This window comes from Amycolatopsis balhimycina FH 1894, assembly GCF_000384295.1.
In the GTDB taxonomy this organism is placed as follows: Bacteria; Actinomycetota; Actinomycetes; order Mycobacteriales; family Pseudonocardiaceae; genus Amycolatopsis; species Amycolatopsis balhimycina.
In genome coordinates, this window is record NZ_KB913037.1 from 5,266,822 (window position 1) to 5,283,400 (window position 16,579).

Consider the following 16,579-nt stretch of genomic DNA (forward strand, 5'->3'; position numbering starts at 1 on the left):
TGGCCTCGAACAGCGGGATCGCCCGTCCCAGATCACCCGCCGCCTGGTAGGCGGCCGCCAGGTTGTTCCGCGAGCTCAGCGTGTTCGGGTGGTCGGGTCCCAGCACCCGCTCGTAGTCGGCAAGGGTGGCCTCGTACAGCGGGATCGCCCGCCCCAGATCACCCGCCGACTCGTAGGTGCTTGCCAGGTTGTTCCGCGAGGCCAGCGTGGCCCGGTGGTCAGGGCCGTAGAGGCGCTGGTAGCTGTCGCGGGCGCGGATGAGGTAGCCAATGGCGGTACCGACGTCGCCCTGCCCTTCAACGTAGAGGCCCAGCTCGTTGAGCAGGTGGCTGGTTTGGATGGTGTCGGTGTCGGGCGTGGTGTGTTCCAGCAGAGCCCGCGCATGGGGCAGGACCATCCGATAGGCAGGCCAGTTCGCGGGAGTGTCCGGGTCCAGGTCGGGGAGGGCTGTTGAGAGGAAGGTCGCGGTGTTGTCGCGGGCGGTGGCGATGTCGGCGGGCTGACGGTGCGGGTCGGTCGGGTCGGGTGTGCGGGTGACCGCCTGAACCAGACGGTGCACGGCCACGGTGTTTCCGGTCAGGGTGACCATGCTGTAGGCGGCCAGGCGACCGAGCGCCTCGGACAGCTCCGGTTCCCCCACCTCGCCGGTCAGCAGGTCCCGGGGGATGCCGTCCGGGGCGAACCAGGCCAGTTGCCGCAACACCTGTCCCGCGGCCGGGGTGTCGGCCAGACGGTCGAGGGTGACGTGCCAGACCCTGGCCATCGTCCGCTGCGCGTCACCGCCCTCCGCCGTCGCGGTGAACATCCGCGCCGGAAACCGCGCCAGCAAGTCGAGATAGCCGGCAGGGCTGGTGCGTGTCTGGGCCAGGTAGGTGGCCGCCTGCTCGACCGCCAGCGGCAGCCACCCCAGCTCACGGCACAAGCGGTCCGCGCCGGCCAGATCCGCGTCCGGCCACTCCGACCGCACGATCCGGGTCAGCAACTGCACCGCCTCGTTGGCGGTGAGCACGTCCAGCGGCACCGTCTCCACGGTCCGCCATCCCGAGCGCTGACGGCTGGTGATCACCACCGTGCCTGTCCGCACCCGGCTCAACAAGTCCGCCACGTCCTGCGGGCTGGTCACGTTGTCCAGCACCAGCAACCAGTCCTCATGGGTCGCCAGCCACCGCACACCCAGCTCCACCCGCTGCTCGGATGGCAACACCGCCGTCTCCGGCGCCAGCGCGGCAGCCAACTCCCCCAATCCCGTCTCGATCGCCGCCGGTGAATCCGCCGTTGCCCACCACGCCAGGGAAAACCGGTCGGTGTGCAGCTCGGCGAACCGGGCGGCCAGGGTGCTTTTGCCGACCCCGCCCAAGCCGTGCACCGCCACCACCACCGCACGACCACCCGACCCGGCCACCACCGACTCCAGCCGCGCCAGCTCGTGTGTTCTGCCCACGAACACGCCCGGCTCTGCCGGGACACGTCCCACCCCCGGTACGGCCGGGAGCGACTCCATCACCGGCCCGCCCGAAGCGTTGACCACCAGGTCACCCTGCACAACCCCCACCGCAGGACCACCGGCGCTACTGACGCCGCCCTCGACCGACGCCGGCCGGGCCGCCGATGTCCCCGGCGCGGGATGGCCTATTCCCGCGCCGGCGGCGGAGGGTCTGGTGGCGCACCACCCACCTGCCCGAAGTTCACTCCCACCGTCGGACCCGAACCGGAACCGCCTGACACGCCCCCAGTGATGTTCACGCCCTGATTCGAGGCAGATTGCGACGCCACCGGCTCGGCGGCAGCAGGGGCATCGGCAGCGGTTGCACGTCCCTGCCGCACCGCGATCACTAATGCCGCTACCCCGACCAGCAGGCCGCCGATGCCCGCGACCCAGCTCAAGCCCTCCACGACCGGCCGGGCGTTGCTGCCCTTGTCACCCAGCCAGGCGAGCAGCCCGAACCGCAACACCGCCCACACCACCACGCCACCCGCTGCCACACCGCCGGCAGCAGCCAACCACCCACCCCGCTTACGAGCGGCCACACAACCCCCTACGTCCCACCCGCACAGCACAACCAACCTGTACGAACTAGTCGTGGATCAGCCGCTGAGCGCTACACCAGCGCAAGAATTCCAGGCCGCAGCGAACCCACCCTCACTAGCCGCTGATCGATCGTTCGGAGAACCCTGTGCTTGCCAAACGCCAGCACGATAACCTGTTCCACTTCTGCGCTGCTGTCGGTGGTCCCACGACCGGCAACGTGGTGGTCTCGCCACGATGGCATGCGACAGCCAGGCGCCGTTGAGACGGACCACTTGTTTCATCAGGCGGCGGGCTTGGGCGCTTTGAGCGCGGTAGGAGTTACTGCCGGCGTTGGGTCGGGACGGGACACCGAACACCCTTTTTGGGTGTCGATTTTCCGCCCTCGCCCGCCGAACCGGGCGCGCCCACAGCGCTGTAGGCGCGACAAAGGCCAGGTCAGAGGGTGTTTCCTCTGACCTGGCTTCGTCGTATCAGGCGGCCGTGTTGCCCGCCGTGCCTCCTGCATGCCCCTCACCTCGCCGACGACCACGCTTTCGGGCGCGTTTGCCCTGCGGGCGCCTGCGCGCCGACTCGATGTTGCGGTTCATCGCGTCGGCGATCGAGTGGTCACGCTCGCGGCGTGCACGCTGGTAGCGCAGCGCGGCCCGCGTGGTCGAGTGACCCATCCGGGCCATCAGCTCACGCGTCGTCGCGCCACTTTCAGCGGCCAGTTCGTTCCCGCTGTGGCGGAGGTCGTGAAAGTGCACATCGTCTGGGATCTGCGCAGCCTTCTTCGCCTTCACCCACAACCGGCGGAAGTTGTGTCGGCGTAGCCGGCCGCCCTGTGGGCCGATGAACACCAGGCCGTCTGCGCCGGGTTCGGCGTACCGCGCGATGTGCTCGCGCAGCTCGCCGACGATCGCCTTCGGAATGGCGATCCGGCGCTTCCCGGCTTCGCTCTTCGGGCCTTTCCACTTCGTGCCACCTCGCAGTTCGGCTTGCGAGCGCAAGACGCGGATCTCGCGGCGTTCGAGGTCGACGTCTCGACGCCGGAGCGCGGCCAGCTCGCCGAACCGCGGCGACGCGAACGTGGCCAGCAGGATGAGCATCCGATACCGCGGCTGCATCGCGTCGGCGACCGCGTACACCTGGCGAATCGTCAGCACCGGACGTTCTGCCGAGTTGTCCTCGCCGGCTCCCTTGATCCGGCAGGGGTTCCGCTTCACAATCCGGTCCTCTTCGACCGCGGTGTTGTAGATCGCCCGCAGCAGCCGGTACGCCTTCGCGACGGTCGGCTCGCCAACCTTCCGCGCCAGCAAGTCGCTGCGCCACCGGCGGACAGTCGCCTCCTTGATGCCCGCCACGGTCGAATCACCAAAGGCAGGCGCGAAGTGGTTGCGCACAATGCCTTCGTAACGCTCCCGTGTGGTGTCGCTGAGCTTCCGTTCGGCAACCCACGTCGAGGCATAGGCCATGAACGGCACCTTCCCCAGGTCCGGATCGACCCAGTCGTCGCGGATGATCTCGGTGCGCTTCTCGGCCAACCAGTCGGACGCCTGCTTGCGTGTCTCGAACGTCACGGGTGCCGGCCGCAGAGCGCCGTCCGGCCCCGGGTATCGGGCTTGCCAACGACCGGACGGCAGTCGACGAATACGGCCCCAGTCACGTCGGTTGTTTGCCATCAGGCAGCCCCCTTGAAAGCAGTCGTTCGAGGTGAAACGGTGTTTGAAGCGATGAACTCGGCCAGCACGCTTTCCGCGATGCGCACGTGGCGTCCGAGCTTGACGAACTCGATGCGCCGTTCTTCGATCAAGCGACGCGGGAACCGAACAGTGGTCCCGAGCATTTCGGCGACCTGTTCGACGTTGAGGTAGCGCTCACCAGTGCGCGCGGAACCCATGGCGTTGAGGACCTTTCGTGCAAGTGGATGCGGGCGGCGCAACGCGTCATGGCTCTGTCCTCCAATGTCGGGCGTCACTCGGGGTGTCACTCAGGTTTGGCCTGGTCAGCCAGGGTCGAGTTACGGAGTGACAGGTGTGACAGGGGTCGGGTGGTCGCGGGTGTCACTCCCGCGTCGGCGGTGTGACAGTCGGCGAAGCTGTCACTCGGGGTGTCACTCGGGTTTGTGCTGGTCAGCGACCTGGGGTGACACCGGTGACAGGTGTGACTGGATGGGCGTGGTGCCGCTGTCACTCGCGCCGGGCGCGCTGTAGATGCCGTCCACCGTGCGCGCCAGTTGGCCGGCGTCGCCCATGCGCTTGCAGGTCTGGCGGATGCTGCCCGGGTTGCCGTCGAGCGCTTCGGCGATCGCTTTCGGCGTGAGCGGCCCGTGCTCGCGCAACAGGCGCAGGATCTGCGCGCGGGTGTCGCCGACCAGGTGATCGGCGGCCGGGCCGTCGAGCTTGGTCCACCTGCCGGCGGTGGCGTCGAAGGTCATGGCGTAGTCGGCTTCTTCGACGTCGCGGCCGGTCACGTGCAACACGCCGTCCGCCTGCCCGCGGCCGCGCTCCAGCACGAGTGTGGCGTCCACCGCGCCGGTGAGCCCGTTGGTGCCGGAGACGAGGTTCTGCCAGTCCTCCGCGCCTTGCTTGCGGACGTGGTGAATGAGCAGGAACGGGACGCTGTAGTGGTCGGCCAGCTGCTTGAACCGGCCGGCCGCGGCGTAGTCGCCGGCGTAGGCGGACATGCCCGGGGCGTCGGAGCCACGCATCTTCTCGTAGGTGTCGATGATGACCAGCCGGGCGTGTGGGTTCTCCTCCAGCCACTCCACGAGCACGGCGTCTCCGCCGTTGGTCATGGTGGGGCAGGCGGTTTCGAGGGTGAGCAGCGGTGCGGCCCGCCCGCCGGCGGCGAGCATCTGCCGCCGCCGGCGCTGCAACCGACGGCCCGTGTCCTCCAACGCGCAGTAGAAGACCGGGCCGCGCTCCACCTCGATCGAGCCCAACACCTGATCACCGTTCGCGATGTCGGCTCCCAGCCCGAGGGAGAGCCATGACTTGCCCAGCTTTGGCGCGCCGGCCAGCAGGTTCAGCCCTTCCGCCAGTAGGCCTGGGACGGCCCACTTCGGCAGTGGGAACTCCTCTCGCATCAGCTCCGCATCGGTCCACCGGGTGCGGCGGGCGGGCGGTGTCGGCACGGCGGCCAGCGGCCGGGGTGTGGTCATGGCTGGTTCCTCCGAGTGTTGGTCAGGCGACGTGCCGCGGGCGCTTCGCGCCGGCGCGCAGACCGGACGTGATCGTGCGTTCGGCCTCGCGTTCGGTGAACTGTCGCGTCCCGATGTGGCGGCCGGCGGCGGTCATCAGCGCCGCGCGCACCTCGTCTTCGGTGAGCGCGTCGCCTTCGACCAGCTGCCCCAGGGCGACGGCGGCGGCGTAGAGGGTGGCGTTGCGGTTGGTCTTGGCGTCGGCGACCTTCCCGGCCTCCGCGCGTACCGCGACGTCGAGGTAGCGCGAGCGCCGGGTACTGGCCGGGCGGATCGGCCGCACCGGCGCGGCCGGCAGCGGTGCCGGGGTAAGCCGCTCGATCAACCAGACGGGCAGCTCCGCCACCGGCCCGTCCCACACGTAGGCGTAGCGGCCGGCGCGGGTGAGCGTGCCGGGGCCGACGACGTAGCCGCCCCACGCGCGGGTGTCGACCTTCCACCCGAGCCCTTGCCCCCGCTCGCCGCTGGTGTTGCGTAGCACCACGCCGGCCGGGACGCGGTAGTACAGGTGCAGCCCACCCGACGGTGTCCGGACGGTGAGCGTGTCGCCGGGCAGCTCCTCGCACGCTTCGTCGGCGAGGACGGCAAGCACGTCTTCCCCGCACCGCGCGCCGACCGCGGCCCACCGCGCCGGCACCTCCTCGCCGGACTTGGTCGTGTCGAGGTCGAGCACGCACAGCCCGGACGGTCCGGCCGCGATGCCGATCCCGTACGGGGCGTGCGTCCACGCGGCCCGGATCTTGCCCGGGTCGGTAGTGGCGCGCTGCTCCCACGTGCGGTGTCCGCCGGCGCACCGCCCGGTGCCGGGGCAGCCGTCTTCGGCGTGCCCGGCCGGGCGCTTGCTGCCGGGCCGGAGCGGGAAGACGTGCCACCCGCGGGCGGCCGCGTTCAGCGCGGCCGTCATCGTCGTGCTGTCCATTGTGGTCTCCTTCTGCTTAGTGGTCAGGCGAACGGGTTGGACGGCGGGCGGGAGTTGCTCGCGTTGGGCGCGATCTGGTGCAGGGCCTCGCAGATTCCGCATGTGCGGTGCAGGAACGGCAGCCACGGGGTGCGGACGGCGTGGCGGGGAAGCTCGAGCCCGCAGAGGGTGTCGACGCGCCGGGCCAGCCAGCGAGCGCGCCCGCGGTGCAGGGTGCCGTTGAACAGGTAGCGGGTGAGTGCCATCGGAGTGCCTTCCGGAAAGTGACTGTGTGTGCCTGTTTTTGGGTAGGAGGTGCCGGCGCGAGCACCTGGGGCGGTGTCGCGTGGCGGTGAGATCGGTGAGTTAGGTCCCGGATTTCGGGTTAGGTTCCTAACCTGGCGAGTTAGACCCCTGATCGGCCCGCTGGCCTGCGGAAAGTGAGATGGGTTAGGTGGGTTAGCCCGCCGTCGGCGGCCGGGTTTCGGGCCGGATTCCGCGGTGTGTGCGGGCCGGTGAGCGGGCTAACCTGGGCTAGCTTTCGTCGTCGAGCTCGGCGGTTGCCTGTCCAGCCAGGGCATCACGGATCGTGACCGGGTCGACCAGGTAGCGGTTCTGCGAGCTGGGCACCTTCACCCCGACCGCGGCGAGGTCGGCGCACAGCTGCTTGCCGGTCAGGCCGCTGTACTCGGTGGACAGCGCAATGAGCAGCGGCGCCACCTTCGCGGCCGGCACCGGCTCGTCCCCGAGAACCTCGTCGAGGTCTTCGAGCAGGTTCCGCGGCGCCGGCGGCGCCTCCAATTCGCCGCTTTCCCTGGTGGACCAGGGCACGCGGCCGCACTTCGCGATCGCCGCCAGTCCGCGTTCGATGATCGGGGTCACCTGGTCGTTGTCCTTGGCGACGTCGAGGAAGTACACCTGCACGATCTCCGAGCGTTCCCCGGAGAAGCCCTTGACCACCGCGGTTCCCTTGTCGGTGCCCGGAATCAGCTCGGTGGCGCGGTGCCCGGCCGCGTAGGCGCCCTGCCCGAGCAGCGCGTCGTTGGCGACGTGGTCCCCCACGGCGAACGCGATGCCGTTGGAGCAGTTCCGTGTCACGTCCCTGGGCATGGAATCCTTGGTCGGCGCCTGGGTCGAGACGATCAGGTGAATGGCGCGCTTGCGGCCCAGACGAACGATGTCGACCAGCAGTTGGCCGATCTCCTCGCCGTACTTCTTGTGCTGGATCGCCACGTGGGCCTCTTCCAGCAGGCAGAAGATCGGGTGCAGCCCGGCGTTCTTCGACGCCAGATCCCGCGTCACCGCCGGGATTTCGTGCTTGACCAGCAGGTCACCGCGCCGCTGCACCTCCGCGTGCAACTCCCGCAGGTCAGCCAGGATCTGGGAGATCTTCTCGTCTTCGGCGCCCATGACGTAGCGGGAGCAGCGCGGGGCGAACACCTCGAAGTCGTAGTTGGCGTCCGGGACCCAAATCCGCAGCTCAGCGGTGGGATCGAGGGCAGCGCCGGCCATGATGACCCGGGCCGCGGAGGACTTGCCCTGACCGGGCATGCCGCCGCAGATGGTGTTGCGCTCCAGCAGCGGCGCCATCATCGGCTCCCCGCGTAACGTCCGTCCGAACGGGACACCCTTGAACACGTCCACCGCACCGTCTTCCAACAGCGGGTACGGCCCCGCCCCTTCCGAGAGGGCACCCTTGTCGGCCACCCACAGGTCCAGGATTCCGGCTTCGCTGCCGGTGGTCGGCCACACCTCTTTGGACAGCCGGTGCAGGCCCGTGGCCAGGTCAGCGCGTCGCCGGGCGACCTTCTCGGCCGTGACCCCGGCGGGCAGGCGCAACACGGCGTGCGTGCCGCGCCCGTCCCGGCGCGCCGGGGTCAGGTACTGCATCGGCAGACCTTCCTTCAGATAGTTGGTGATCTGCGGAATCCGCAGTGCGGCAAGGGCTTGCGCGATGGTCGTCTCATCAATCGCCACGTCGGAGTCCTCGGTGGAGGTGGCGAGCCAGCCGGGGACCTTGCCGCGCTGCTGGCCCTCGCGCCACGCTGCCAGCACCACACCGACGCTGATCACATACGGCGCGACCAGCGCAAGCGGCGTCCACGCCCACGCGATGGCGGTGAAAATGAACCGCAGCGCGTCCATCACCCCGCCCACGACGCGGGTGAACTCGCCGGCGCCGGACAGCTGCACCAGCAGCCCGATCAGGAGCACGATCACCACCAGCGCCGCCAGGCCCACGACCCCGGCTTTGACCAGGCCGACCAGCAGTTTCGGCAGGTCCATCAGCCGGCGGTGCCGGGCGTCCTGCACCCGCGCCTTACGCTCCAGCCACTCGGCGACCAACGCCTGATCGCCCGTCGCTTCGGCGGCCTTGATCTGCCGCCGGTAGACGCCCATCGTGGACGCGTCCCACGCGCGGCCGCGCCAGGAGTCCAGGCCCTGGATCATCGTGAGGCCGTGGTTGATGGCGGCTTTGGTCTTCTCGTGCGTCGCGGCCTTGCGTGCCGCGGTGGCGACGACCACGACGTCGCGGCGGTACCCCTCGTACCGGGCCAGTGCCCGGGCCTTCTGCGACGTGCGGGCCGCGTACTCCTCCGGGGTCAGGATCTCGTCCGGCTCGATCGCCGCGCCCCGATCGGAGCCGACAGGCAGGTGGTGCACCGTCGCCAGCTCGCCGGCGCCCGGGTTGGTGTCCGTGCTCATGGTGGTGTCCTTTCGGCTCACTGGTTCGGGTTCTTGTGCTCGTCGCGCAGCTGGCGGGCGTACTTCGGCGCGCAGCGCAGCGTCTTGCGGATCGACTCCGCCGACTTCGGGTTGATCGCTACGTCCGGGTTGTCGATCGCCGCGGCGAACGCGGCACGCAGGTCCTCGATCGAACGTGTCTTCGGTGCCCGCGGAGGTCGGGGCTTGCGGGTCGATTTCGGCTGCTCGCCGGGGCGATCGAGGGTCAAGATCGGGGCGTCGACGATCGGGCCGTCGTCGGCGCGCGGGGCCTGGTCCTGCTCGGCGAAGAACGCGGCGATCTCCTCATCCAGCACGTCCGCGGCGAGCCGGTCCGGGGCGACCACCGACGCGAGTCGACGGCCGTCGAGGGTGTAGCGGCCCGGGGTGAACACCAGTCGCGCTGTGCCGTCCGCGGCCAGCTCCGCCACCGCCGTACGGACGGCGGCCCGCCGAACCCGGGCGACCTTGCGCAGCGTCTTGCGCTCGATCCGGGCAGCGGCCCGCTCCGCCGCCGATCGGGGCGGGGACGCGACGGCGAGCTGATGCGCGATGACCCCGGCGACGGACACGATGCCCATCACCACCGCGGCGTCGGCCCCGCGGTGCCAGCCGTGCAACACGTTCAGCGCGAACCCGACACCGGCGAACACCCACACCCCGAGCTGCAACGCCCACACCGGCCGCTCCGGATGGCGGTGCCGGGTGACCTCCACCGCGAACGCGAACGCCCACATGCCCAGCTCCGACAGCGCCGGCAGCGGCGCACCGGTGGCGTTGCCGTAGACACCCACGCCGAAGCCGGCCATCGCGGGCACCGCCATGCCCGCCGACACCAGGGCGAGCAGGTAGATCGGCAACCGGACCCGGTTCGCCGACAGCCAATCGGCCACGCTGGCCACCATGGCGGCCCGGCGCGCCTGCCGCGCCTTGCGCTGCTGCTCGGCCAGCTTCGCCGCTGCGGTGGTGTCGGCGCGGCGCTGCTCGGCCGCCGCGCTCTGCGCTCGCAACTTGCGCTCCAGCACGGCGTTCGCGTCCTGCCGCTGGATCTCCGCCTCAGCCGCGCGGGTCGCGCGGCGCTCCTCAGCCCAGCTGCTCATCGCGCACCTTCCTGACTCTCCTGGTTGGTCGTCTCGTCGGTGGCCGGGGACGCCGGCAGCTGCTTGCGGTCCCCGGTGCCGGCCCGCAGTCGGGCGTGCTCGCGGTGATCACGCACCTCGTGCACCGCCCACCCGGCGGCCACAACCGCCGACACCAGGGCGAACCAGGGGGTGAACACCGCGGCCAGGACCAGCGGCCCGGCCACGCCGGCCAGCTCACCGAAGTGCCACACCACCCACTCAATGACCAGCTGAAGCCGGGTCCGCTGCTCACGCGACACGTTCATCGGGGCACCTCCTGCCCAGTGGGGAAGTCGAGGGGGAAGAACTGGTTGACGCGCCGCCGCGGCGGCTGGGACGCCTGCCGCGCGGCGGCCCGGTCCAGCCGGACCAGCACACCGGCCAAGATCCGCTCGCAGACGACCAGCGGGATGCGCAGCAGGTGCAGCACCAGGAACAGGCACACCGTGCCGGCGAACCGCATCAGCGCAAGCGTTCCGTGGCGCTGCAACACCTCGAACGTGTTCACCGGGACTTCTCCTTCGCTTCGCTGCGGGCCTTGTCGATGGCTTCCTGACTGCGCTGAACCTTGTCGTGCCAGGCGCCGGAGTCGTTGTTGCTCACGCGGCGACCCCCGGACGGTCGGCCTGCTCAAGGTCGCAGCGCTGGCGACGGGTGCGCGGGTTCATCGGAGGTCCCCAGCGATGCCGTCCAACTCGGCGAGAGCCAGCAGCCGCAGTTGCGTTGCGACGTCGAGGTAGACCCGGGCGCGGTCCCGCTTGACCGCGGCCGGCACCGCGTCGTTGGCCAGGAGAAACGCAGCGTTCGACATCAGCGACATGCCGAGCTCGTGCAGGCGGCCGGAGAGCTCGCGGGAGATCAGGCAGTTCAGCTCGGTCGGGGTGTAGGTGTAAGCGGCCTCGCGGGCCGGGGCGGTGGTGTCTACCATCTGGAGTTCCTCCGTGCGGTTTCGTGACTGGGCGGTGGAACCCGGCGCGGTCGGCACGTTCTTGCCGGAAGGGGCCGCCGCGTCGGGGCTGAAGTACGGGCGAGCGGCCATCACGCGGCCTCACCTTTGAACGGCCGGACCTGTATCCCGGTCGGCAGCGCCCGCAGCGCCTCGCGGTCGGCCCGGCGACGTGCCCGGCTCACCCGACGCTGGTCGTTGAAGTCGAAGCGGTATGCCGCTTCCGCGGCGAACTCATCCGCGGCCAGTTCGCGGTCCACCTCTTCCAAGAGCGCGTCAATCGCGGCTTCGGTCAGCCCGTCTGGATAGACGGCTTCGCTGGCGAACTCGCCCGCGACCGACACAGCGGTGGCAATCCGGCGACGGTAAATGCTGGTGCCCACTTGGGTAGTCCCTTCGGTAAAAGTGCTGGTCAGTCGATGTTCAGAAGCGGCTCCCCTTGGGAGCGGCCGGTGTCGGCCGAGACCCAACGTAAGTCCTGTCTATTAACTCTGTCAACTGACATGTGAGAACTGACTTAGCCAACTGACTTGGCCTACGCTGGTGGTATGGCATCTCTGAACCCGGACGACCCGCGTGCGCCGTTCTTGCAAGTAGCCGGCGGTCTCCGGGCCGCGATCCTGTCGGGGGAGTACGCCCCAGGAGCGCAGTTGCCGACCTACCAGGAACTGGCCGATTCCTGGGGAGTCGCGGTGAACACGGCCAAGAGCGCCGTCGCCCACCTCAGGGAAGAAGGCCTGGTGGTGATCCGGCACGGCAAGGGCTCGTTCGTGCGCACCCAGCCGGCCGAAGGTGACTCCGTGGCTCGCCCCGAGGCCTCGGGGGACGAGCGGGTCTGGCAGGCCATTGCCGAGATCCGGAAGCGTCTCGGCGAGATCGAGAGGAAGCTGGGGGAGAACTAGCCGAACAGGGCACGGAGGAATTTCACGACGCCGTCGATTACCGCACCGACGCCGCGGATAGCTCCGCTGACCCAGCTCGCCGAGTCGGCCGGGTACTTGACGATCAGCACGATGATCGCGAGCCCCACCACCAGGCCGATCGCCTTGCCGAGCAGGCCGCTCCCGCTCTTCATCACCGGGAAGTTGCTCTTCGCCATCGCGGTCTCCTTCGTTCTGCGACAGGCCGGGAGGCCGGTCCGGGTCGGTGTTTTCGATCCGGCGTTGTCGCTGATGAACTCAGGAAACCGCGCAGGGGCGGGGGTGCAGCAGTGTGCACGTGGGGGTGCGTTTTTGCACATGGGGGGTGCACGGGGGGTGCTTTAATGACCTCGGAGGTACCGGTGGTCGACAAGGGGAAGCAGCCGAACGCACTTCTAGCTGCGGTTATGCGACAGGCGGGAGCGACGAACAAGGGCTTCGCCCGCCGTGTGCGCGAACGCAGCCAGAGAGACGGCGGCGAGCTGGTCAGCGCGGACCACGTGTCGGTGAAGCGCTGGCTCGACGGCACGAAGCCGCACCCGCGCACCTGTCAGCTGATCGCCGCTGTCCTCGGCGAGCTGCTCGGCCGGCCCGTCGGCCTGGAGGAGATCGGCTTCGGCGGGGCGGGTGAAAGCACCTCCGATGACATCGGTTTGGAGTACCCGGAGGAGATCGCACACAGCCTGGTCGCGCTGGGCGCGATCACCGAGCTGGAGCTGAGGACGCCGCAGCGGGTGGCGCCGCTTTCCGTCGTGCCGGAAGCGTGGAGCGGCCTGCTCGTGCGATGGCTGACCGACTCCGACGCTGAGGGTTCGCGGCCGCCGTCCGAGCCGCGTTCGATCACTCTCGTGGACGTCGAGGCGGTTCGCGAGGCCACCGCGATGTTCAGCAGCTTCGACTACAAGTACGGCGGCGGCCGGCCGAAGTCTCTCGTCGCCTCGTTCCTGGACCAGGAGATCTTGCCGAACATCAGGCATGTGTCCCCGCAAGACGCGGTCGGGCGGGAGTACTTCCGGGAGGTCGCTGCCCTGACGCGACTGGCTGGCTGGACGGCCTACGACACGGGCGCGCACGGACTCGCGCAGCGGTACCTGACGCAGGCGTTCCGGCTGGCGAAGGCGGCCGGCGACAAGGCGCTGTGCGGTCGAATCCTCGCAGGCATGTCGCATCAGGCGAACTTCCTCGGGCACTTCCAGCGGGCCGTTGACCTGGCACGCGCGGCGTACAAGGGGGCCAACGGCTACGCCACCCCGACGACGATGGCGCTCTTCCACGCGATGGAAGCAAGGGCACTCGCGTCGCTCGGCCGGAAGGAGGACGTCACGGCTGCCTTGCTCACGGCTGAACGATGGCACTGCCAGGGCATCCGAGAGAACGACCCCGAATGGATTCACTACTTCGACGAGGCCGAGCTACACGCCGAGTTCGCGCACTGCTTCCGCGACCTCGGGGACGCCGAGTTGGCGAACCACCACGCGGCCGCCTCGATCGCTGCCTCGGAGTCGACCTACGTCCGAAGTCTCTCGTTCTGCCGGACCGTGCTGGCGACGTCGCACCTGCAAGGCGGCAACCTCGAAGAGGCGTTGGACGTGGCCAGGTCGGTTGTCGAGACCGCGGCGAAGCTGAAGTCGTTTCGGGTGATCTCGTATCTCGACGACTTCCGCGGGCGACTAGGCGGGCATGCCGGCGACCCGTTGGTGAAGGAGTTCCTCGACTTCGCCAGCATCCACCTGCCGTCAAAAAACCTTCCAGTGTCGGGGCGCCTGGTCGTCGCGTAGGTCGGCGATCCGCTTCTCGACCTCGGCTTTGACCTCGGCGGACTCGTCGATGGTCTGCGAGAGCCACATGGTCATGTTCAGCTCTCGTGTTGCCCTGAGCACGGGGAAGCCTGGCCAGTCGATCGGATCGAACCCGTAGGCCGCGGTGTACGAGTCGTACTCGGCTTCGGAGGCCCAGCCGAACGCCTGGTGGCGGACGGACAGTACGGCCGCGTCCCACTCGCGCGGTCCGTAGGCGAAGTCCTCGAAGTCGATCAGGTTCAGCGTCCCGTCCGGGGTACGCATGACGTTCCCGAGGTGGGCGTCGCCGTGCACCGGGCCGGCGGGCAGCGGGAATTCAAGGTCTTGGAACTTCTCGGAGAGTTCCTCGTACCGGTCGCGCAGGAAGTCGAGGTCCGCCTCGGGGAGCTTGCCCTTCAAGGCTTGCAGGCGCGGTTCGACCTTCGGCATCGGGGAGAAGGCCGGCAGACGGAAGTCCGTTGGGTGGGGGAGAGCGTGCAGGTCGTGGAGCAACTTCCCGAACTCCGCCGGGGTGATCGGCGTGTTGTCCTCTTCGAGGCAGTTCCAGAACGTGACGGGCAGCCCGTCCTCAACGAACGGTTGTTCCCTTCCGCTCAGCGAGGTCGCAGCGGGGAACGCGTGCTCGGCGAGCCAGCCGGCGACGAGCACTTCCTTCGTCGCCGCCGGGATCGACCGGCCAACGCGGACTACTGCGGAGCCGTCAACCAGGCGATAGATCGCGTTCTCACCGAACCGGACTCGCTTCGCGCCGGCCGCTTCCAGCTCGGCGAAGGCGCATGCTGCCTCGAACACAGCTTGTGTCCGCTCTGACGTGAAGGCCTTCGTCGTGGTCATCAGACTCCTCTATCGGTGCCCTGCTCAGGCTAGAGCTTGAGGTTGATCGCTGGCACGGTGAATGACCCGGCCGGCGCGCCGTCTGGAGGGAGGACAGGGCGCGTCGGCCGGAGGCTCTCTGTCAGGGCCACGCACCGTCCGCGGCGCGGCGTCGTAGCAACTGGGCGGTCTTCTTGTAGATCGCTAAGGCAACTCCGTGAGTGAGGAACACAGCGCCCTGGTGATGCCGCACCGCGACCGCGAAGGCGCCGGCGCGGTCCTCGTACAAGGTGAACGGCTCAACGAGGCCGGGCGGACAGTCCTTAACCGGGACGAGGCGGACGGACACACGCGGGTGCCGTGTCATTGCGGCCACCGCGTCGGACTGGTCGCGGACCTCTCCCGGCAAGCAGGCATCGGGATGTGTGGCGGCCTCGCCGATCAAGAACGTGTATCGCGGCCCCGTCTTGTTCGACAAAGTGAGCTGCTGCACTGTTCGGGCGAGAGATCGCATGTCGCAGGCGTCGATGTCGAGCAAGCCCGTCTCCTGCAAGGCACTGGCGTAGCCGACGGTTTGCAGCGCCTCCGGAATCAACGATGGCGACCACTCGAACACGTGCGTCGATCGCTGTTCGTAAGCCGCGCGCAAGAGGTCCTCGCTGCGCCCGGCGTGGTCGATGAAGTCGTGTTCATGAGCGCGGCGGGCAAGGCTGATGAGCTGTTCACGCACGGGGTTCGGTGAGCGTAGAACACCAAGGATGTGCGCCACGGTCGTTTCCGGCGCTGAGCGGTGCCCGAGTTCGTAGGCCGACAGCAATTGCGGGGAGACGCCGATCATGTCAGCGAGCTGGCGGAGACCGAGACCGCGTTGGGTGCGGGCTTCGCGGAGTCCCCCTGCAAGGGCGATGACCGCTGGTCGGAGTGCAGCTTTGGTCACAGTTCAGGCCGCTCCATTCGGTCGTTGGGTCTCTTCGCCTGGGTGGTTGGGCAGCGTCGCCGGATCAAGTGCTGTTCCGTCCAGCTCTCCGGCGCGGGCAGCCAGCTCGGCACCGATGCGCACCAGGTCTCGACCGAGCTGGCGGAGCGCGGCCGCGTACTCGGCGTCATCCGCCTGGAGCGTGAGCAGCCGAATCGTGGCGTTGCCGATCTCAGCGTTTACGCGCGCGAGACCGGCGAGTAGTTCCCGGTCGCGTCTCATCACGCGCCATCACCGTCGGGCCCCAGGTTGATCGGGTTGGCGAGCATCGCGGCTCGGATCGCCGTGATCATCGACAGCATTTCCAGCGTTCCGAATGCCATGGCCAGCTCGACGGCGACGATGTTGGGCGGCGGGTCCTTCTGAAGGACGCCCTTCGCGTGCTCAGCGAGCGTGTCCGCCGCGGACCGGATTCCGTCGAGCACGTTGGCGTCGGTGGCTTCCGGCGGCTCCGGCGGCTCCGTGAGCTCGTCGAATACGTCACGAATTGTCTTCTCGACTGCGTCCACGTCCACGTGGCTGAGTCGGCGCGAGATGGCGCCCGGCAACGCCCCCAGTTCATCAGAGAGCCGCCGCAGCCGGGCAACGAACATGGCGCTGTCGGGCGGGGTCTGCGTCAGCACGTCGACGACGCGGCCGCAATCCCGCGCGGTGACGATGATCCGGTCGAGCAGCTGGCGATCATCCTCGTGCAACAGGGCCCCCTGGTGTCCACGGATGTACGGCGTTCAGAGCGGCAGCCCGCGCGTACATCTGGCCGGCGGCGTCCGAGTACGCCCGCACCAGCACCAACAGGGCCCCGGCGAACTCGACCGCGTCCATCTCGCCGCCCTCGGCGTGCTCGATCAACTTGTCGGTGCGCTCGCTCGCGGTGCGCAGCTGCTTGAGCAGCTCTCGATCGCGGTCGCCGATCACGGTCGAGACCCCGAGCGACGTTGTTGCGGGCATGGCAGCTCGACGCGCCGGTGCTCGTTTTGGCTCGCGCAGCCAGGGCACGTCCGCCCCGGCTTCGGGATTACCTTGCTCTCACTGACGCTCTGTCGGGCGTGGTCCAGCGGGAACCGCTGCAGCGTCTCGCACCACGGCCGCACCAGCGGGTCCCGGGCGCTGTTGTCGCCGCGTAGCTGCACTCCGAAGTACAGGTGTGCCCACCCGTCATCGGAGCACTCGTG

General features: G+C 69.1%; 21 protein-coding genes and 1 pseudogene. 3 read left to right on the top strand and 19 right to left on the bottom strand.

Annotation, left to right across the window (positions count from 1 at the left end):
- The 13 genes from A3CE_RS51555 to A3CE_RS0123595 all read right to left on the bottom strand — a co-directional run.
- Positions 1–1,402: tetratricopeptide repeat protein (locus A3CE_RS51555; RefSeq protein ID WP_169524011.1), on the bottom strand; the 1,402-nt coding region annotated here is incomplete at its 3' end.
- Between the two features lie 227 nt (positions 1,403–1,629).
- Positions 1,630–2,001 carry a hypothetical protein gene (locus tag A3CE_RS56665; RefSeq protein WP_125592543.1) on the bottom strand — a complete coding sequence of 124 codons (372 nt, stop codon included), beginning with the start codon at positions 1,999–2,001 and terminating at the stop codon, positions 1,630–1,632.
- 498 nt (positions 2,002–2,499) lie between these two features.
- Positions 2,500–3,690, bottom strand: a complete 1,191-nt coding sequence (locus A3CE_RS51560) for a tyrosine-type recombinase/integrase (protein ID WP_084641744.1) — start codon at positions 3,688–3,690, stop codon at positions 2,500–2,502.
- On the bottom strand, positions 3,690–3,986 hold the full coding sequence (locus tag A3CE_RS0123545; protein ID WP_245589577.1) for a helix-turn-helix domain-containing protein: 297 nt from the start codon (positions 3,984–3,986) through the stop codon (positions 3,690–3,692). Before A3CE_RS0123545 ends, A3CE_RS51560 begins: the two co-directional genes overlap by 1 nt.
- A 135-nt stretch (positions 3,987–4,121) precedes the next feature.
- A complete protein-coding gene (locus A3CE_RS0123550) occupies positions 4,122–5,171 on the bottom strand; it encodes an AAA family ATPase (RefSeq protein ID WP_020642571.1) in 1,050 nt (349 codons plus the stop codon).
- Positions 5,172–5,193: 22 nt separating this feature from the next.
- Positions 5,194–6,129, bottom strand: a complete 936-nt coding sequence (locus A3CE_RS0123555; RefSeq protein WP_020642572.1) for a bifunctional DNA primase/polymerase — start codon at positions 6,127–6,129, stop codon at positions 5,194–5,196.
- Between the two features lie 23 nt (positions 6,130–6,152).
- Complete coding sequence (locus A3CE_RS51565; RefSeq protein ID WP_020642573.1) at positions 6,153–6,374, bottom strand: hypothetical protein; 222 nt, start codon at positions 6,372–6,374, stop codon at positions 6,153–6,155.
- A 268-nt stretch (positions 6,375–6,642) separates the two neighbouring features.
- Positions 6,643–8,814, bottom strand: a complete 2,172-nt coding sequence (locus A3CE_RS0123565) for an ATP-binding protein (RefSeq protein ID WP_020642574.1) — start codon at positions 8,812–8,814, stop codon at positions 6,643–6,645.
- A 17-nt stretch (positions 8,815–8,831) separates the two neighbouring features.
- Positions 8,832–9,932 carry a hypothetical protein gene (locus A3CE_RS0123570; RefSeq protein WP_020642575.1) on the bottom strand — a complete coding sequence of 367 codons (1,101 nt, stop codon included), beginning with the start codon at positions 9,930–9,932 and terminating at the stop codon, positions 8,832–8,834.
- Complete coding sequence (locus tag A3CE_RS0123575) at positions 9,929–10,219, bottom strand: hypothetical protein (RefSeq protein WP_020642576.1); 291 nt, start codon at positions 10,217–10,219, stop codon at positions 9,929–9,931. The genes A3CE_RS0123570 and A3CE_RS0123575 overlap by 4 nt, the downstream gene beginning before the upstream one ends.
- Entirely contained in the window at positions 10,216–10,461 is a 246-nt protein-coding gene (locus A3CE_RS0123580; protein WP_020642577.1) for a hypothetical protein, read from the bottom strand. Before A3CE_RS0123580 ends, A3CE_RS0123575 begins: the two co-directional genes overlap by 4 nt.
- A 156-nt stretch (positions 10,462–10,617) precedes the next feature.
- Entirely contained in the window at positions 10,618–10,881 is a 264-nt protein-coding gene (locus A3CE_RS0123590) for a hypothetical protein (protein WP_125592545.1), read from the bottom strand.
- Between the two features lie 110 nt (positions 10,882–10,991).
- Positions 10,992–11,282: a hypothetical protein gene (locus A3CE_RS0123595; RefSeq protein WP_026468785.1), complete on the bottom strand. Its 291-nt coding sequence runs from the start codon at positions 11,280–11,282 to the stop codon at positions 10,992–10,994.
- 165 nt (positions 11,283–11,447) lie between these two features.
- On the opposite strand from A3CE_RS0123595, the gene A3CE_RS0123600 reads away from it, so the two are divergent.
- On the top strand, positions 11,448–11,801 hold the full coding sequence (locus A3CE_RS0123600; RefSeq protein WP_026468786.1) for a GntR family transcriptional regulator: 354 nt from the start codon (positions 11,448–11,450) through the stop codon (positions 11,799–11,801).
- On the opposite strand, the gene A3CE_RS0123605 is transcribed toward A3CE_RS0123600, so the two are convergent.
- The gene (locus A3CE_RS0123605) at positions 11,798–11,998 is read right to left on the bottom strand and encodes a hypothetical protein (RefSeq protein WP_020642582.1); all 201 of its coding nucleotides are present in this window, start codon (positions 11,996–11,998) and stop codon (positions 11,798–11,800) included. The genes A3CE_RS0123600 and A3CE_RS0123605 overlap by 4 nt on opposite strands.
- A 165-nt stretch (positions 11,999–12,163) precedes the next feature.
- Here A3CE_RS0123605 and A3CE_RS0123610 point away from each other — a divergent pair, with 165 nt between their 5' ends.
- On the top strand, positions 12,164–13,597 hold the full coding sequence (locus tag A3CE_RS0123610; RefSeq protein ID WP_483756909.1) for an NsdA family TPR-like regulatory protein: 1,434 nt from the start codon (positions 12,164–12,166) through the stop codon (positions 13,595–13,597).
- On the opposite strand, the gene A3CE_RS0123615 is transcribed toward A3CE_RS0123610, so the two are convergent.
- From A3CE_RS0123615 to A3CE_RS59910, 3 genes and pseudogenes are all read right to left on the bottom strand, one after another.
- Positions 13,556–14,452, bottom strand: coding sequence for a phosphotransferase enzyme family protein (locus A3CE_RS0123615; protein ID WP_020642584.1), 897 nt, complete (start codon positions 14,450–14,452; stop codon positions 13,556–13,558). The two genes, A3CE_RS0123610 and A3CE_RS0123615, sit on opposite strands and share 42 nt — an antisense overlap.
- Positions 14,453–14,573: 121 nt before the next feature.
- Entirely contained in the window at positions 14,574–15,161 is a 588-nt protein-coding gene (locus A3CE_RS0123620; RefSeq protein ID WP_020642585.1) for a Scr1 family TA system antitoxin-like transcriptional regulator, read from the bottom strand.
- A gap of 51 nt (positions 15,162–15,212) precedes the next feature.
- Positions 15,213–15,368: pseudogene (locus A3CE_RS59910) on the bottom strand (helix-turn-helix domain-containing protein); the annotation flags it as partial.
- A 24-nt stretch (positions 15,369–15,392) separates the two neighbouring features.
- On the opposite strand from A3CE_RS59910, the gene A3CE_RS59915 reads away from it, so the two are divergent.
- Positions 15,393–15,611 (top strand): hypothetical protein, encoded by a 219-nt coding sequence (locus tag A3CE_RS59915; protein ID WP_169524013.1) that lies wholly within the window; start codon positions 15,393–15,395, stop codon positions 15,609–15,611.
- Positions 15,612–15,628: 17 nt separating this feature from the next.
- Here A3CE_RS59915 and A3CE_RS0123630 read toward each other — a convergent pair whose 3' ends face one another.
- Positions 15,629–16,102 carry a hypothetical protein gene (locus A3CE_RS0123630; protein WP_020642587.1) on the bottom strand — a complete coding sequence of 158 codons (474 nt, stop codon included), beginning with the start codon at positions 16,100–16,102 and terminating at the stop codon, positions 15,629–15,631.
- Positions 16,089–16,355, bottom strand: a complete 267-nt coding sequence (locus A3CE_RS0123635) for a hypothetical protein (protein ID WP_020642588.1) — start codon at positions 16,353–16,355, stop codon at positions 16,089–16,091. The genes A3CE_RS0123630 and A3CE_RS0123635 overlap by 14 nt, the downstream gene beginning before the upstream one ends.
- Positions 16,356–16,579: the final 224 nt, after the last annotated feature.

What these genes read in the sequence shown, in the direction of transcription:
- A3CE_RS51560 (WP_084641744.1), bottom strand. Translation starts at nt 3,690, where the DNA reads ATGGCAAACAACCGACGTGACTGGGGCCGTATTCGTCGACTGCCGTCC.
- A3CE_RS0123635 (WP_020642588.1), bottom strand. Translation starts at nt 16,355, where the DNA reads ATGCCCGCAACAACGTCGCTCGGGGTCTCGACCGTGATCGGCGACCGC.
- A3CE_RS0123605 (WP_020642582.1), bottom strand. Translation starts at nt 11,998, where the DNA reads ATGGCGAAGAGCAACTTCCCGGTGATGAAGAGCGGGAGCGGCCTGCTC.
- A3CE_RS0123610 (WP_483756909.1), top strand. Translation starts at nt 12,164, where the DNA reads ATGACCTCGGAGGTACCGGTGGTCGACAAGGGGAAGCAGCCGAACGCA.
- A3CE_RS0123565 (WP_020642574.1), bottom strand. Translation starts at nt 8,814, where the DNA reads ATGAGCACGGACACCAACCCGGGCGCCGGCGAGCTGGCGACGGTGCAC.
- A3CE_RS0123615 (WP_020642584.1), bottom strand. Translation starts at nt 14,452, where the DNA reads ATGACCACGACGAAGGCCTTCACGTCAGAGCGGACACAAGCTGTGTTC.
- A3CE_RS0123550 (WP_020642571.1), bottom strand. Translation starts at nt 5,171, where the DNA reads ATGACCACACCCCGGCCGCTGGCCGCCGTGCCGACACCGCCCGCCCGC.
- A3CE_RS0123555 (WP_020642572.1), bottom strand. Translation starts at nt 6,129, where the DNA reads ATGGACAGCACGACGATGACGGCCGCGCTGAACGCGGCCGCCCGCGGG.
- A3CE_RS0123570 (WP_020642575.1), bottom strand. Translation starts at nt 9,932, where the DNA reads ATGAGCAGCTGGGCTGAGGAGCGCCGCGCGACCCGCGCGGCTGAGGCG.
- A3CE_RS0123600 (WP_026468786.1), top strand. Translation starts at nt 11,448, where the DNA reads ATGGCATCTCTGAACCCGGACGACCCGCGTGCGCCGTTCTTGCAAGTA.
- A3CE_RS0123590 (WP_125592545.1), bottom strand. Translation starts at nt 10,881, where the DNA reads ATGGTAGACACCACCGCCCCGGCCCGCGAGGCCGCTTACACCTACACC.
- A3CE_RS51565 (WP_020642573.1), bottom strand. Translation starts at nt 6,374, where the DNA reads ATGGCACTCACCCGCTACCTGTTCAACGGCACCCTGCACCGCGGGCGC.
- A3CE_RS0123575 (WP_020642576.1), bottom strand. Translation starts at nt 10,219, where the DNA reads ATGAACGTGTCGCGTGAGCAGCGGACCCGGCTTCAGCTGGTCATTGAG.